13 protein-coding genes and 1 tRNA gene are annotated in these 15,508 nt (G+C 39.2%); 11 read left to right on the top strand and 3 right to left on the bottom strand.

The window, feature by feature from the left end:
- The first annotated feature begins 6 nt into the window (after positions 1–6).
- The 8 genes from KTR06_RS08640 to KTR06_RS08605 all read left to right on the top strand — a co-directional run bounded on the left by KTR06_RS08640 (position 7) and on the right by KTR06_RS08605 (position 9,071).
- Positions 7–1,656, top strand: a complete 1,650-nt coding sequence (locus KTR06_RS08640; RefSeq protein ID WP_217290212.1) for an MAC/perforin domain-containing protein — start codon at positions 7–9, stop codon at positions 1,654–1,656.
- A 94-nt stretch (positions 1,657–1,750) separates the two neighbouring features.
- Positions 1,751–2,860, top strand: a complete 1,110-nt coding sequence (locus tag KTR06_RS08635) for a S1 family peptidase (protein ID WP_217290211.1) — start codon at positions 1,751–1,753, stop codon at positions 2,858–2,860.
- Between the two features lie 54 nt (positions 2,861–2,914).
- The gene (locus KTR06_RS08630) at positions 2,915–3,502 is read left to right on the top strand and encodes a hypothetical protein (RefSeq protein WP_008642761.1); all 588 of its coding nucleotides are present in this window, start codon (positions 2,915–2,917) and stop codon (positions 3,500–3,502) included.
- Positions 3,503–3,530: 28 nt separating this feature from the next.
- Positions 3,531–4,256: a DUF5036 family protein gene (locus KTR06_RS08625; protein ID WP_217290210.1), complete on the top strand. Its 726-nt coding sequence runs from the start codon at positions 3,531–3,533 to the stop codon at positions 4,254–4,256.
- A gap of 80 nt (positions 4,257–4,336) precedes the next feature.
- Positions 4,337–5,086: a hypothetical protein gene (locus KTR06_RS08620; RefSeq protein WP_217290209.1), complete on the top strand. Its 750-nt coding sequence runs from the start codon at positions 4,337–4,339 to the stop codon at positions 5,084–5,086.
- A 157-nt stretch (positions 5,087–5,243) separates the two neighbouring features.
- Complete coding sequence (locus tag KTR06_RS08615) at positions 5,244–5,828, top strand: hypothetical protein (RefSeq protein WP_254306408.1); 585 nt, start codon at positions 5,244–5,246, stop codon at positions 5,826–5,828.
- A 19-nt stretch (positions 5,829–5,847) separates the two neighbouring features.
- Complete coding sequence (locus KTR06_RS08610; RefSeq protein WP_049701642.1) at positions 5,848–7,095, top strand: C10 family peptidase; 1,248 nt, start codon at positions 5,848–5,850, stop codon at positions 7,093–7,095.
- 236 nt (positions 7,096–7,331) lie between these two features.
- Positions 7,332–9,071: an AAA family ATPase gene (locus KTR06_RS08605; protein WP_217290208.1), complete on the top strand. Its 1,740-nt coding sequence runs from the start codon at positions 7,332–7,334 to the stop codon at positions 9,069–9,071.
- Between the two features lie 35 nt (positions 9,072–9,106).
- Here the strand turns inward: KTR06_RS08605 and KTR06_RS08600 are convergent, their stop codons facing one another.
- The 3 genes from KTR06_RS08600 to recO form a co-directional block, all read right to left on the bottom strand.
- Entirely contained in the window at positions 9,107–10,333 is a 1,227-nt protein-coding gene (locus KTR06_RS08600; RefSeq protein WP_217290207.1) for an acyloxyacyl hydrolase, read from the bottom strand.
- A gap of 22 nt (positions 10,334–10,355) precedes the next feature.
- Positions 10,356–11,303 carry a hypothetical protein gene (locus KTR06_RS08595; protein WP_217290206.1) on the bottom strand — a complete coding sequence of 316 codons (948 nt, stop codon included), beginning with the start codon at positions 11,301–11,303 and terminating at the stop codon, positions 10,356–10,358.
- Between the two features lie 94 nt (positions 11,304–11,397).
- Entirely contained in the window at positions 11,398–12,126 is a 729-nt protein-coding gene (recO, locus tag KTR06_RS08590; RefSeq protein WP_008770428.1) for a DNA repair protein RecO, read from the bottom strand.
- A 519-nt stretch (positions 12,127–12,645) separates the two neighbouring features.
- On the opposite strand from recO, the gene KTR06_RS08585 reads away from it, so the two are divergent.
- The 3 genes from KTR06_RS08585 (at position 12,646) to gyrB (ending at position 15,170) form a co-directional block, all read left to right on the top strand.
- Positions 12,646–12,717: transfer RNA gene (locus tag KTR06_RS08585), tRNA-Glu, on the top strand.
- Positions 12,718–12,758: 41 nt separating this feature from the next.
- Positions 12,759–13,013: a 30S ribosomal protein S20 gene (gene rpsT, locus KTR06_RS08580; protein WP_217290205.1), complete on the top strand. Its 255-nt coding sequence runs from the start codon at positions 12,759–12,761 to the stop codon at positions 13,011–13,013.
- A gap of 198 nt (positions 13,014–13,211) precedes the next feature.
- A complete protein-coding gene (gyrB, locus tag KTR06_RS08575; protein ID WP_004315406.1) occupies positions 13,212–15,170 on the top strand; it encodes a DNA topoisomerase (ATP-hydrolyzing) subunit B in 1,959 nt (652 codons plus the stop codon).
- The last annotated feature ends 338 nt before the right edge of the window (positions 15,171–15,508 follow it).

Genomic DNA, 15,508 nt, shown 5'->3' with positions numbered 1-15,508 from the left:
ACCTATATGAGAAAATTTACTATATTTTCATGTATCATATTGTTTGTTATAGCATCATGTAACAATGAAGACGAAATAAGTGATTCTGCTTCGCTAAACAATCAGGATGATTCAACATCAGAAATCATCTTGCAAGAACGTGACCCGAATCTACCAAAAGTTTGGTCTAAAAAGATAGCACCCAGACCCAGTACTAGGACATCATTTACCGATGCTACTGATTTTCTTGGAAATTCTTATGCCATAGAAAACGGAACATCAATTATCGGGGACTTTTCAAATGCGAGATTTCCAATTGTTAATATGGAAAAGCTACTTGAAAGATATCCTTCATATATAATTGCCAAAGAGTTAAGGACAACGTCAACAGAAGCCATGTCATACGCCAGCTTCGAACGCTTAGAAACAACTTCATCGTTTACTAAAACTGTCAAATCCGGATTCTCACTAAATATTGGTCCGTTCAAACTGGGAAGAAAGAAAACTGTAACCGATATTTTCAAGCATAACACAAGTAATTCCGAACAAGCAGTACACGGAGAACTTAGTGTTGAAGTTATTAATGGAATGATATCCTTACAAACAGCACCTAGTGCATTGAGAAGAATTTCGGCAGATTATTTGGACGAATTATTTGTAGATGCCCTTTATAATTCATCCATGGTAGAATTAATTCAAAGTTACGGAGAATTTGTCTTAACAAGCTATTATACAGGTGGGCGGGCATCGGCTTTATACTATGGTCTTGACACACAAAGTACAGATTTCAATAGTAAAGAGCGCGACATGGATAAATCAATAAACGCAACTTATTCATGGAACAAGGACTCTGTTTCAGGAGATTTTTCTGTTGGAACAAAAGATGGCAATTCTTCTACAGAGACTAAATCTTTTTCCGAATTACATGTATCTATCAAAACATTGGGCGGTGCTTATGGTTATAATGTTGCAACACCTCCTTATGACGTTAAAAGTACATCCATTAATTTAACGAGTTGGCTTCAATCATTAAATGATTCAAGAACACATACAATGATTGACATTCAAGATGGTGGGCTCTATCCAATATCGGATTTTATTTTGGAAGAAAACTTTAAGCAAAGATATAACGACACCCACATGGATTTTCAGCACCAAGAACAACTTGAAGAACCGTATATAGAAATAATGAAAGTATACGTCCGCAAAAGTAGCTCGGGAGAGAAATTATATGATATTGTACCTGTGCTAAATACAAGACAAGGAGATAAGCTCATTTTCTCAAACTCAAGTGCTGCAAGTCAATCCGATGTAAAATTAAAAGCGAACAGTGTTGCCGCAACCTTTACCGAAAAAAGTAATGCTATTAAAAATGAAAAGAGCAAATATTATAAACTAGCTATCAAAGCCAATCCGAATAAAGTAATAAATCCTATCCTACAAACCACATTATCATTTTCAATAAACGATGTAGATGAGGCTGGAATGTACAAGTTTAAAAACACAAACACCAATATTTGGTATATCTACAACCCGACATCGTTATATTGTTTTGCATACTACGACGATGATTATATTCTTGATGCATACGGAATCTTAGATTGGGTAAACAGCATACCTGTAAAATCAGTTTCAATGACGACTTTATATCAACGATATAGAATATTCGGTTTGTAATGAAGAGCATTAATAGATATTCACCAATAAAAAAGACAATCCTTTTAAGGAAGAGGTAAAATACGTATCATTTATTAATTCAAATTATCCGCTTATGAAAAAATTATTGTTACCTTTGACCATTCTGCTGTTTTTCGGATTAGTCGTATCATCATGTTCTTCAGACGATGTACTTCAAAGAGAAAACAACGAACAGCCAAACATTGTAAAAAGAAACAATGAAAAAGCTCGTGAGGCTGGTATAAGATTATTAGAATCATTTGGAATGACAAAAACTCGTTCATTAAGTACTAGTGACTATCCGGACTATTATGGGGGAAGTTATATTAACGGGGATGGTAAACTTGTTGTTTTTCTTAAAGGAGAAATAGAAAGTACCAAAGCCACTCTTATAAGGTTAATAGGTGAGAATGATGTCATATATACACAAGGCAATTATTCTTATACGGAGCTGAATAATGTTCTAACCAAAATAACTTCATTTATTAGCAGTAATAAAGATTCTCAAATTGCCAAGAATATAAGATACTATTATCTGAATGATTTTGAGAACTGTGTCGTGGTAGAACTTGACAAATCTAATGAAATGGAAATAAAAGAGTTTAAATCAGAAGTAGTGAACTTTTCAGGAATTGTATTTAAACAATGCACAAGAGAATTTCAAAACCACTCATTATCGCCAGGAAGTTCTATAGGCACACCTAAAGGCACTGCGTCAATGGGATATAGAGCTACTAGATTTAACACTGACGGTTTTGTTACTGCAGGACATGCTTATAACACGGGTGACCCGGCATATTATAATAACACACTAATCGGTAATTGTGACTTTTCAATCCAAGGTGGTTCCGTTGATGCAGCATTCATTAGTATAACTAATTTCTCCATCGTTCCCAATAATGGAAATCTTACTGGAGAAGAATATAATATTTGGGCAGGAGATAATGTAACCAAGTTAGGAGAGACTATAGCTCAATCTGAAGGTTATATTACAAGTACCAATGCAAATGTAAATGCCGATGGAATATACTATACAGATATGGGTGAAGCTACATATTTAAGTGCGTTCGGAGATAGCGGGGGACCAGTATATCTTACAGATAGTAAAAAAGTAATAGGTATACATAAAGGAAGCACAGCTTTCACATCTATATTTGTTAAGGTTGATAATATAGCATCAAAACTAAATGCTCATTTCAACTAATAATTACCAATGGATTGGATAAGTAACTTATCCAATCCATTTCATACTTAACTTATGCTCAAATTAATATCGATTTTGCTAACCAATGGAATTGTTTTATTCATGCTAATCAGTTGTCATAATAAAACAGGCAATTCTAAAAGCACTGTAAACCTTGAATATGAAAATAGTATCGACTCTCTTAATTCATATAAAATGGATATATCACATTTCATTAATTCCATCGAGCCAGGAGAAACGATTGTAGAAGAAAAACAAATGCAGGGGGAAGAATTTATTACAAGAGAAAATGAGAATATAAAAGTGCGCTTTTTATTAAAAGCCCCCTGCTCAAAAGACGGATTCTTGAAAACAGAAATTACTAATAATACAAACGATACAATTATCTATATTAGCAATACTTTCTTGCACTATAGAGAAAGTAATAATTCATGGATTCCTTTAGTTTATCCGGATAATTATGTAAAAAATGATCTTGGATATTTAATACCTTCTCATGAAAGCGCCAAAATAAGGTTCTTTTTACCTTCTCAAGAAGAATATCCTAAAGGGAAATACAAGCTTCAACTATTATTCCGCAATACTTCAAAGAGTATTGACTATTATATCGATAAAATATTTCTAAGCAACAAGTCAAACTAAGTTCCTGATAAATTAAGAAATTAAAAAAATGAATACAAAGAAAATAGTTGGGATTTTCTTATTATCCCTTTGTACTATGTGTTTCGTTAATTGTAGTGATGATGACACACCAGATGATCCGGCAGACACCATCACACTCAATATGCTTAATGAGCATAATGGAAAAACCTATTTAGGTGAATCAAATGTTTACATCAATGAAGCCAATAATTTTATCACATCTAAAAATTTCATTTCTGACGTAGGAAATGGCGCAGGAGTTGGAGCAAATATTCTGCCCTCGTTAACCAACCTCACACACGAAGTGGCGGTTACACCCGGGCATATTTATCAGATTTTTAATAAAAATACACTGATAGATTTTCCGTCAGGCAATTACGCTATTCAAGTAGAAACAAGTTATTATCAAGCCTATGTTGTATCTAAAATAGTAAATAGTGACATGAATATCGGTGCAATTGTAAAATATATATCTGTTTTCCCTAACAATAATGGACTGCCTGCATATAGGTATAATATTGGAAGCCTTTACCGCATAGGTGAAACGGTTGAATTAGCATTACCCCAAGATATTGAGTTTTTCTTGAAAGAACATAGCGCAGGTATAAAAGGATTAAATGTAACATATGCCAATAACAAATTAAGAATAACCCTAACTAAAGCACCTGACATTGTCAACGGACCTTATGGAACATTTGACCTTTATATCCGTTCAAACAATATCTTTACGATCGTAGAAGTCCACGTGGAATAAGCAATAAAGACTTTATTAGCCAGTAAAACAAAGGGATTATCACCCATATTAGCATATATTTGCAACAAACATTTAAAAGTATGAGAATTGATAGATTTTTACTATTCGTATTATTACTGGCATCTTCGTATGGTTGCTCTGAAGAACAACCATACGAAGTTGAAAAGGAATCAGTTTCTATATGGGAAGGAGACACAAGGCATGTCATCATAGAAACAGACTTAACAGAGCACAACTATAAGTTAGAATCAGAAAATCAAGAAATTGCAACTGCAACTCTTGACGAAATGGGCGTATGCATCGCTACATACAAAAGTGGGAGCACCATGATACGACTTATTGATACTGACAATAATAAGATAGTATGTGAGATCTACGTATATGTAATATACTTCAACAGCTCGGAAATTATCAATTGGGGAATTCCGCTCGAAGGTCATCCTGGTTCTCCGGGAATAATAATAAAAGCAATAGATCTAAGAATCCCTCCAGAGATAGAAATTGAGTTACGAGAAAAAGAAAAGCCATTCATCGGTGCCACTTATACATTCAATCAAGAAACCAAAAAGTTCACAATGAAAACTGATTCGGGGATATTCAAAGAAGGTACATACGAATGGAACATTACCTCTTTAACCCTAATGTATGACGATAAAACAGAGAAATTCGGCTTCAAATTTGCTACAGGAATGTCACACGGATATATTCTACAGAGTGACAAAACATCAGAATATCAGCAACGATATCCTGATGCCGGTATCACAGAAGTAAAAGTTAATTATGTCTGGAAGGATAATGAAATAATTCAATTAGGAGGGCTTACATTTTGATCGATACAAAAGTAGATAGACAAGTGAAACTGTTATTTCTGATATTCTGTATATTTACAATTAGCTGCTCAAACGAAGACAAACTAAATTGTGAACCCATTGAATTAAGTAGCAACTCCATACATATTTTAGCAGGAGAAAAAGAATTGTATATATATTGTCTGATTTAGAAAAATTCCAAATGGGGCTTGGATTACAGTCTGAAAATCCTCGAATAGCAACAGTTGAACCTCAAAATGATAGTAAGGCAATCCTAATCACAGGAAACAGTGTAGGAAACACTTCCATATATCTGCGTGACTTAAGAAATCCTGATAATTTTGCAGAGATTGAAGTTATTTCCGACTACCTTTCCGGAAAGTTCATAGAAAAAGGAGATTCCTCCAGCACTTGGATAAATGGTGGTGACCTGCACATTCGAGAAATAATAGAGAGCGAATTAAAAGAAATTGCCAAGAACCGAACGGGAATACTATACTCTTTTGATAAAGATACTAAAGCTGTGGAAATTGATTATTCTTCATCCGACTATGACAATAATAAAAAGGCCGGAACCTACGAGTGGGATAAAGACAGCCTTACCTTAAACTTTAACAACAACATATCTAAACACGGATTCGCCGTAGTAAACGACCATACAATTATCATTGTATTAGACTTTACTGAAAAGTATAAATCAAAATATCCGAATGCATCTGTAAAAGGTGCAAAAATCCAATGTTTTCTATCAGCAATTGAATAATTAAGTAAACAAAAACATTATGAGAAAAAACATATTTATATGTATCATTTTTGCTGTATCAATTTCAGCATGTACAGAGGAACTAGACAAAGAGATTAATATAGAAACTAATAGTAGTCTTTATGATTTGTCAGAAAGTGAGGCACTTACAATTGCCAAAACGTTTCACGAATCTGTAACATCCGAACCACGAACTAGAGATAATAATACTGCATTTGGTATAAAAAGTACATATAGGCTACACGCTTCTGAAAAAACAAGAGCTTTATCAAGTGAAAAACTCCCCTTAATTTATGAAATAGAAATAAATAACGGTCCGAAGAATGGGAGAATTATTGTTTCCGGAGATAAAAGATTCCAAAAAGTACTCGCATATATACCTTCATTCAATGATTCGGTTTATCAAGTCTCTTTAGGGCCCAACATAATGATGCAAATGGCCAAAAATATTTTAATGGAAAAAATTCAAAACTACAAAGATACATCATCAACACGTTCTCGTCCAGTAGAGTCTATACCTGGGGAAGTAAGCGTAATGATTGTACCATTTTGCAGAACAAACTGGCATCAATTTACTCCATATAACCAACTATTGCCTCAAGCTTTCGTAGAACGTTATGAACGCATATCTCCTAACAGACCTGGAGGAGCTCTATATGGCAACTATCCTACAGGACAAGCTTCTATTGCTATTGCCCAAGCTATGGCATATTTAAGACCTTATTTAAACATTGACGGAATAAATATAAATTGGGAAATATTAACCATGGAAAAAGAAGCGACACAATCCAATGAAAAAATGATCGCAACTTTACTAAAATATGTCTACAATACAATTGGTGCATATCCTGTATGGGGAGAATGTTATAATTATGATAAATGGACTGCTACTGGACCTTCCACCGAGATTGTAAATTCTGTTATTGCAGTGAAAACCCCAATAAGAAATATTTCAAGACAAATAAATACTTCTCAATGCGGACTGACTTGCGATAATGATCAAAGCTGGAATTTAGAAGTTGTAAAAAAATCCCTACTTTCTCTTTATCCTGTTTTCGTAGGTGACCTAGACAAAGTCGCTTTTTTAGTTGATGGATATGCCATTAATGAAGAAAACTCCGTTTACCTCCATTGTAACTTTGGTATGAATGAGAGTTTTAATGGCTATTACATGGTTAATGATAACGGAAGCATAGTATTTGAGCCCGGTGGTTATTTTTATAGAGACATAAATCTTGGTATAATCGCTAATATAAGAAACCGATAAACTCAAAACAACGTTATTTACACATTAGTTGTCCACCTCTTTTATCACTTTTTATATTTGCAAGACATATATACTCAATCCTGCGATGAAAGAGATGAACAGTCAATAGAAACTAAGAAGGGGAAATAGTTTTCCCCTTCGGCAAATTTACAACCAACGCTGGAATAAGTCTCTATTTGATTGTCGGATAGAAGAAAATAAGCTAACTTTGTTCTCTATAATTAAAAAGGGCAATTATGGAGGCAGCAATCAAGAAAATACCATACGGGATGACGGACTTCGAGTCTATCATCCGTGATGGTTATTATTATGTAGATAAAACCCAATATATAGAGAAAGTAGAAAATATAAGCCGTTTCTTTTTCTTTGTCCGTCCCCGTCGTTTCGGGAAGAGTCTTTTCCTGAACATGCTGGGTCTTTACTACGACATCAACAAGAAAGACAAGTTCGAGGAAAGCTTCGGAGAATTATATATAGGCAAACATCCCACGCCCAACCGTAACAAATATCTGGTGTTGACGCTCAACTTCAGCAGTGTAGCCAGCGATATGGAGACTTTGAAACAGACTTTCAATACCTATTGTAAACTGGTGATGAGTGCTTTTGCCAAAGATTATAGTGACCTATTAGGGAAAAATATCGCAGAAGAACTGGAAAAATATGATACCGCAGCCGAGATATTGGGATTCTTATGCTTGTCCGCCAAAAGCAAAGGATTGAAAATATATCTTATCCTTGACGAATATGACAACTTCGCCAATAACATTCTGGTAGATTACGGCAATGAACGTTATCACAGCATCACCCACGGCAACGGATTCTTCCGCGGATTCCTCAAGGTAGTGAAGGATTATTCAAACTCTGTCATCGAGCGAATCTTCCTCACGGGAGTCAGTCCTGTGACAATGGACGACCTGACAAGCGGATTCAACATTGCGGATAATTATAGCAGCAACTCCATATTTAATAATATGATAGGTTTCAACGAATACGAAGTGCGCGATTTGATAGATTATTACAAAGAACGCCGGGACCTACCGCACTCTACAGACGAACTGATAGAAATCATGAAACCGTGGTATGATAGTTATTGCTTTTCCACCGAAGCACTGGACGAACCGTCCATGTACAATTCGGACATGGTGCTCTACTTCATGAACCGCTATCTGCTAAACATGCGCATACCCAACACAATGCTCGATGCCAACATCCGTACCGACTATAACAAACTGCGCCACCTTATCCGCGTAGACAAGACTTTTGGAGAAAATGCAAGTGTCGTACAGGAAATAGTAGAGAAGGGCGCCACTAGCGGAATCATTGCCGACAGTTTCCCGGCCGAGAATATTATAAAAACCGAATACTTCAAGAGTCTCCTCTATTATTATGGTATGCTTACCATCAACGGCACTAGAGGCCCGATGAATATACTCTCCATCCCCAACCAAACGGTGCGCGAGCAACTCTATGGATACATGATAGACATCTACAAAGATAGCTCCGGTCTCAATTTGGAAGTGGAAAAGCTAAACATACTGATGTATGAAATGGCATACGAAGGTGATTGGAATCCTTACTTCGAATATATCGTCGAACGCCTGAACAACCAAAGCAGCATCCGTGAATTTATAGAGGGGGAAGCACACGTGAAAGCTTTCATTCTCGCTTATCTGGGACTAAATAGTTACTATATCGCACGCCCCGAATACGAAAGCAACAAAGGATATGCCGACATCTTCCTCCACCCCCGCCTGATGCAGCTTCCCGACATGGCATACAGCTACTGCATTGAAGTGAAATACGCCAAACGGGACGCTTCGGATGCTGAAATCAAAAAGCTACTGTCTGATGCAAAAACGCAACTGAAACAGTATGCGGCAAGCGAATGGATCAGGCATGACAAGGGAACGACAGAATTGAAATGCATCGCATTGGTATTTCAGGGTTGGAAACTGGTGAAAGTGGAAGAGGCATAAACAGCTAAGCCCTCCCTATACCTTATCATACTCTTTCATCGTTTATCATGGAATCTATATCCAAGCCCCAGCATCAGATTGTTGGGGTCTTTAAATTTGCTCAACTGATACCCCACGTGTAGAAACAAATGACGGGTGACATAAGTCTTGAGAGCCAGAACTTGGTAGAACCCTTTTGTATCATCACCGCTGTATATCAGGTTCCGACCGACGCCGACATTGATAGAGAAAACAGGCATCACCAGCTCTGCCCGAAGAGATAAACCTACGGAAAACTGCTCGCGGAAAGGAGGACGATGAAACTTCAAATCGCCCGAGTAATACTCGCCCACTCTATACTCTTTAAGATTGGCACTCTCATCATATTGCGCATCCGCAGAAAGCCCTGCCCGAAAATAGTTGTTGAAATTATACATCGGGGCGAAATTGATGCCCGCCACACCAAACGAACCGGGAATCATACTCGACACATCGTCTCCAATCAGTCCTCTTTTGCGGGTGGCTCCGTAGATCACCAGGTCATAGCTGACGTGAGGTTTTATAAAGAGCCGTCCGGAAGTGATGGGACCGGGTCCCTCATCCACGCCCAAAGTACGTACGATGCCGATTCTTCCTCCAATAACATTAAGGCCGCCATTAGGATAATGCGTGTTTCCATTGGAAAAATGGGTGAGATCTACACCTGCCGCCAGTTTCCAGTACTTGTGAACTTGCCAGTTCAGCAAAAAGCCGAAATTGATGTACGCATTGATCTTGGAGCCAATCAGCACGTTTTGCGGATTGGATAGTTCATCATATTTCTTCCAGCCAAAAGAAGCCCCGAAGTTCCATTCGTAATCGAACGACAGACGGGGGGACAGTTGCGCGATACGTGACCCTTGAAAAGCGTATACCGACACGGGATTTCCCAATTCAGCGGGACTAAAGAAAGTATGGTAGGAAATGCCAATACCCTGATAGGTATGGGGAAAGAGCCTGCCGAGGTTGGATTCTTTGCTGAATCTGAAAGCGTACTTGAAATGGAAGGAAAGCGATTGGTCGATTTTCTTTTGCTGCGCATTGTCTCCTTGCAAAAAACTATGGGTGGAGACGATATATCCCGGACGGATGTCGAAGCCAAGCTGATGGCGGATCAGGGGATGGCTGACGCTGTCGTTCCGTTGCCCGATGATTGTCCGGGCTTCCAGATTTGCGTTGATTGCCGGATGTACCAGGATGCAAAAGAGGCACAGCAACCGTATGGCGTTTCTATTTCCAATCATTGATATATTAGTTGTTGAAAGGTTAGTTTTTGAGAGAGACATCCCTGTGTGTTATGTGATATTTTACAGGCATTTCGCTATGCAACGTGCCGGTTACGATTCGTTGTTTCTTGGTTTTGGGGTGAGAAACATAGAGGGTATACCGCGTTTCCAACCAATCATACACCATCCATAAGGTATAGATTCGAGCAGTCCGGGGAGGAATTATGTCTTCTTCCTGCTCCGTACTGGAGCAAGGCAACATTTGTTGCGCAGAAATGAACGGCGCCCGCTTGCCGTTCATCCCTAAATATCCGTCTTTCATGCTTGGTATTTCCACCGTCAGACCGGCTTCGCCCAGTAGTTGAAAAGCTTCGGGCACATCGCTTTTGAATCTCATAAAATGGTAAAAAGACTCGAAAGGGGAAAACGTGTATGTAGAGAAAACATCTGTAAAGTTATGAAAGGAGACGCCTTCTTTCCTCTCTGTCCTGTTTTCCGGATTGTAAGAATATGCATTCAAAGAATAAGTGATGCTATCCATCACATATCTGTCTGTCGGAGAAATCTCGACGCGTATTTCCTGCCACTCATACTCGTTGCTCGCCCTGAGCTGGAATTGAAAAGGAGCGGAAAGGGCATTCTCGCCCACCGTTATCTTCACTTCTTTGGGATGAACGCGTTCGATGGTGAAATCAATCATCTCTCCGGTGCACACAATCTTTCCAAACCCATTCAGCGATGGACCTTGGTCTGTTGTTATCAGGCGATTGTCCGCATCATATATTTTATATTGAATGGGAAAATCGAAGGCTATATACATCCAATCCCAATTGGCAGCTGCAAATTGAATAGTGGCAACATCCCCGTTCCCGTCCAGCGTCAGTTCGGAATCGGAAGAACGGAAGTCGTCGACAAACACGTCTCCGTTACAACCATAAAACTTCCCAAGGATAAGAAAACAGACCGTCAGGTACAGGAATCTTTTCATATTGTTTCTCGCTTGTTCATTCTCTTTTGTTCTCTACGGACAAAAGTAACATATATTTTCAGAAACAGCATACAAACCCGCAAGAAGTTACTAATTAATCAAACAGTTCTTTCAACACCTCCAATGATTTCAATGCCGGGAAGTCGGGCAGATGCAAGCGGTAATAATCATTCATAATCGTCAGGCAACGGGTACGCTCCGCACGGCTCATGCCAAAGAGATGCATTGTCTCATAGTTCATGCGCATCAGTTGACGGAGACGGGCAGCCTCTTCGGGATTGATATAGGAAGAATGCAGCTGGGGACGAATAGAAGTGAAGCAGGCATTCAATAAATCAAAGTAATCGCCGGTATGATAATCCTCCAGATTCGGATAAAGTCCCAGGAAACGGGAAAGACGCATCAGGAACACCAGATGGAAATTGGCAAAGCCGTCTCCACACTCATCCAGCCAAATGATGGAATGTTGCAGATAAGCAAATAACGGACGGTTCTCCGCCTCCTCCCGGATAGCCCTGTAAAGAAACTCCGACAGAAAAAGTGCCATCGAAGACTTATACGGATCGTATGGAATGGAAGAAAAAGGATAAAAAGATTTCGCTTCCTTCACACGATAGAGAGTTGCGTTGGGGCGATAGTCGGCTTCGAGCTCAATAAAAGACAAGGGCTGGAAAAGTACGGATTTCACAGCCGCTTTCCGCGAACGGGGCACTGTTACAAGAAAAGAAGCCCTGCCGGACAACTCTGTATACATATCCACAATGATAGATGTATCATTGTATTTCAATGTATGAAGAACTATTCCTTTCGTTTTTTGCAGCATAACCGATATTTATCTCGTTTCCAATCCGAAGCAAAGCTACAAAAAAACACAAAATAATCGGAGACATACGGCGTTAAATATCGCTTCCACTTCCTTATCTTGTGCGTACATGAAACAAACCTTATAAATGATACGCTTATTTTGTAGCAGTATGCCTATAAATTCTTTGTTATCATTCATCGTCTCCGGTATTTGTTCCGTTAGTCGCCTAAAGAATCATTTAGTTACAAAAGAAGTTACCAATAAGCAGCTTTTTTATTTCTCTATATATAATAAGGTGGTAAGAAAACATGCTTCCTACTGTTTTTCACAGGAGAGATTTTTTTATATAAAAATCACAACCATATATTTTACTGAATATCAGCCAAAAAGAGAGACATCTGTGAAAAAAACACATATTCATTGAAAATTTTTCTATGAATCATTTGCCAGTTTCAAAAAAGTTCCTACCTTTGCATCCGCAATCGAGAAACAAACACAGATTCGAGAAAGCAAAAAGCAGAAATGCTACAACAGGATGGCCCGTTCGTCTATCGGTTAGGACGCAAGATTTTCATTCTTGAAAGGGGGGTTCGATTCCCCCACGGGCTACAAGTTAAAAGAATAAAGAACTAAAAAATAGATTAGTCGAGATGGCAAATCATAAATCATCACTGAAAAGAATCAGACAAGAAGAGACAAGAAGACTTCACAACAGATATTATGGCAAGACCATGAGAAATGCTGTTAGAAAGCTTCGTGCAACTACTGATAAAGCAGAAGCAGTTGCAATGTACCCAGACATTACAAAGATGTTGGATAAGTTGGCTAAGGTGAACATCATTCACAAAAACAAAGCTAACAATCTGAAATCTAAGTTGGCTCTTTACATCAACAAGCTCGCTTAATAACAAGAATTTAACAATTCTATATAGCATCCAGGCTGAACTTTTAAGTTCGGCCTTTCTTGTTTATAACCCACTGAATATCAAGCCTATCAAGAATACAGAGAAACCGCCCGCATTCTTTATTTTTCACTGATTATTCTTCGTCAAGTCGACAATTTTCACTATATTTGCTCTGTTATTAAAGTTAGAAAGGCAATTATGAGCGAAGAACAAATCACTCCCAATAACGGGTCTTATTCTGCGGATAGTATCCAAGTATTGGAAGGTCTTGAAGCAGTAAGAAAACGCCCTGCGATGTACATTGGTGACATCAGCGTCAAGGGACTTCACCACTTGGTATACGAAATCGTTGACAACTCTATCGACGAAGCATTGGCCGGCTATTGCGACCATATCGAAGTAACAATCAACGAAGACAATTCAATCACAGTACAGGACAACGGACGCGGTATTCCGGTTGACTATCACGAGAAAGAAAAGAAGTCGGCACTGGAAGTAGCCATGACCGTATTGCACGCCGGAGGTAAATTCGACAAGGGTTCTTACAAAGTATCCGGAGGTTTGCACGGTGTAGGTATGTCCTGCGTAAACGCGCTGTCTACCCACATGACTACACAAGTATTCCGTAATGGCAAAATCTATCAGCAGGAATACGAGATCGGTAAACCGCTTTATTCTGTAAAGGAAGTCGGTACAGCCGACATTACGGGAACCCGCCAACAATTCTGGCCGGATGGTACCATCTTTACTGAAACGGTATACGACTACAAGATTCTGGCTTCACGTCTGCGCGAATTGGCTTATCTGAACGCCGGTCTTCGCATCTCTCTGACTGACCGTCGGGTGGTGAACGAAGATGGAAGTTTCAAGAGCGAACAGTTCTATTCAGAAGAAGGTTTGAGAGAGTTCGTACGTTTTATCGAGTCATCACGCGAGCACTTGATTAACGATGTGATCTATCTGAACTCCGAAAAGCAGGGAATTCCTATTGAAGTGGCTATCATGTACAATACCGGATTCTCCGAAAACGTTCACTCATACGTCAACAATATCAACACCATTGAAGGTGGTACGCACTTGGCAGGTTTCCGCCGTGCGTTGACTCGTACGTTGAAAAAATACGCCGAAGACAGCAAGATGCTGGAAAAGGTGAAAGTTGAAATTTCGGGAGATGACTTCCGTGAAGGTTTGACTGCCGTTATTTCTGTAAAAGTAGCTGAACCACAGTTTGAAGGACAGACTAAAACGAAGTTGGGTAACAACGAAGTGATGGGTGCTGTTGACCAGGCAGTGGGCGAAGTATTAGCATATTATCTGGAAGAACATCCGAAGGAAGCCAAAACAATTGTCGACAAAGTGATTCTTGCCGCTACTGCACGTCACGCTGCAAGAAAGGCCCGTGAAATGGTACAACGCAAGTCGCCGATGTCGGGTGGTGGTCTGCCGGGCAAATTGGCCGACTGTTCGGATAAGGATCCTTCAAAATGTGAATTGTTCCTCGTCGAGGGAGACTCGGCAGGTGGTACTGCCAAACAGGGACGTAACCGTATGTTCCAGGCGATCCTCCCATTACGCGGTAAGATTCTGAACGTAGAAAAAGCCATGTATCACAAGGCTTTGGAAAGTGATGAAATCCGCAATATCTACACAGCTCTCGGTGTGACTATCGGAACTGATGAAGACAGCAAGGAAGCAAACATACAGAAGCTGCGCTATCACAAGATTATCATCATGACCGATGCCGACGTCGATGGTTCTCACATCGACACACTGATCATGACGTTCTTCTTCCGTTATATGCCGCAGGTTATCCAGAACGGTTATCTGTACATCGCTACTCCCCCGCTCTACCTCTGCAAAAAGGGTAAAGTAGAAGAGTATTGCTGGACAGATGCACAACGCCAAAAGTTTATTGACACTTACGGCGGTGGTTCAGAAAATGCGATTCATACACAACGCTACAAAGGTTTGGGTGAGATGAACGCCCAGCAGTTGTGGGAAACAACTATGGACCCTGAAAACCGTATGCTGAAACAAGTAAATATTGACAACGCCGCAGAAGCTGATTATATCTTCTCTATGTTGATGGGTGAAGATGTAGGGCCACGCCGCGAGTTTATTGAAGAGAATGCAACGTATGCAAATATCGATGCATAATTTAAATAATACGTTTTTATAAACCAACCTCACATCTTACAACGAGGAAACGCCGATGGCGAAGGAACATCCTTCGATCGGCGTTTTTCTTTTGTCTGAAGGGGCTTTCATGTTCGAATCGTTCAACCGCCCATCTCTTAATAAAACCTAACAGCAGAAACGTTTTCCATACAAAATCACTATCTTGCATAAAAAGCAAAGAAAACATAACTATGAAAATGAAAACTACTGCGCCCAATCCGTTATTTGCAAAGATCAGGTTGTTTCTTATTGTACTGACTTCCTGCGTGATCGCGACTTGTATCTTCTTGATTATTATCCATCCGGAAGCATGGGTT

Source organism: Bacteroides sp. MSK.20.12, from assembly GCF_019052435.1.
In the GTDB taxonomy this organism is placed as follows: Bacteria; Bacteroidota; Bacteroidia; order Bacteroidales; family Bacteroidaceae; genus Bacteroides; species Bacteroides xylanisolvens.
This window is presented reverse-complemented; position numbering and strand designations above follow the sequence as displayed.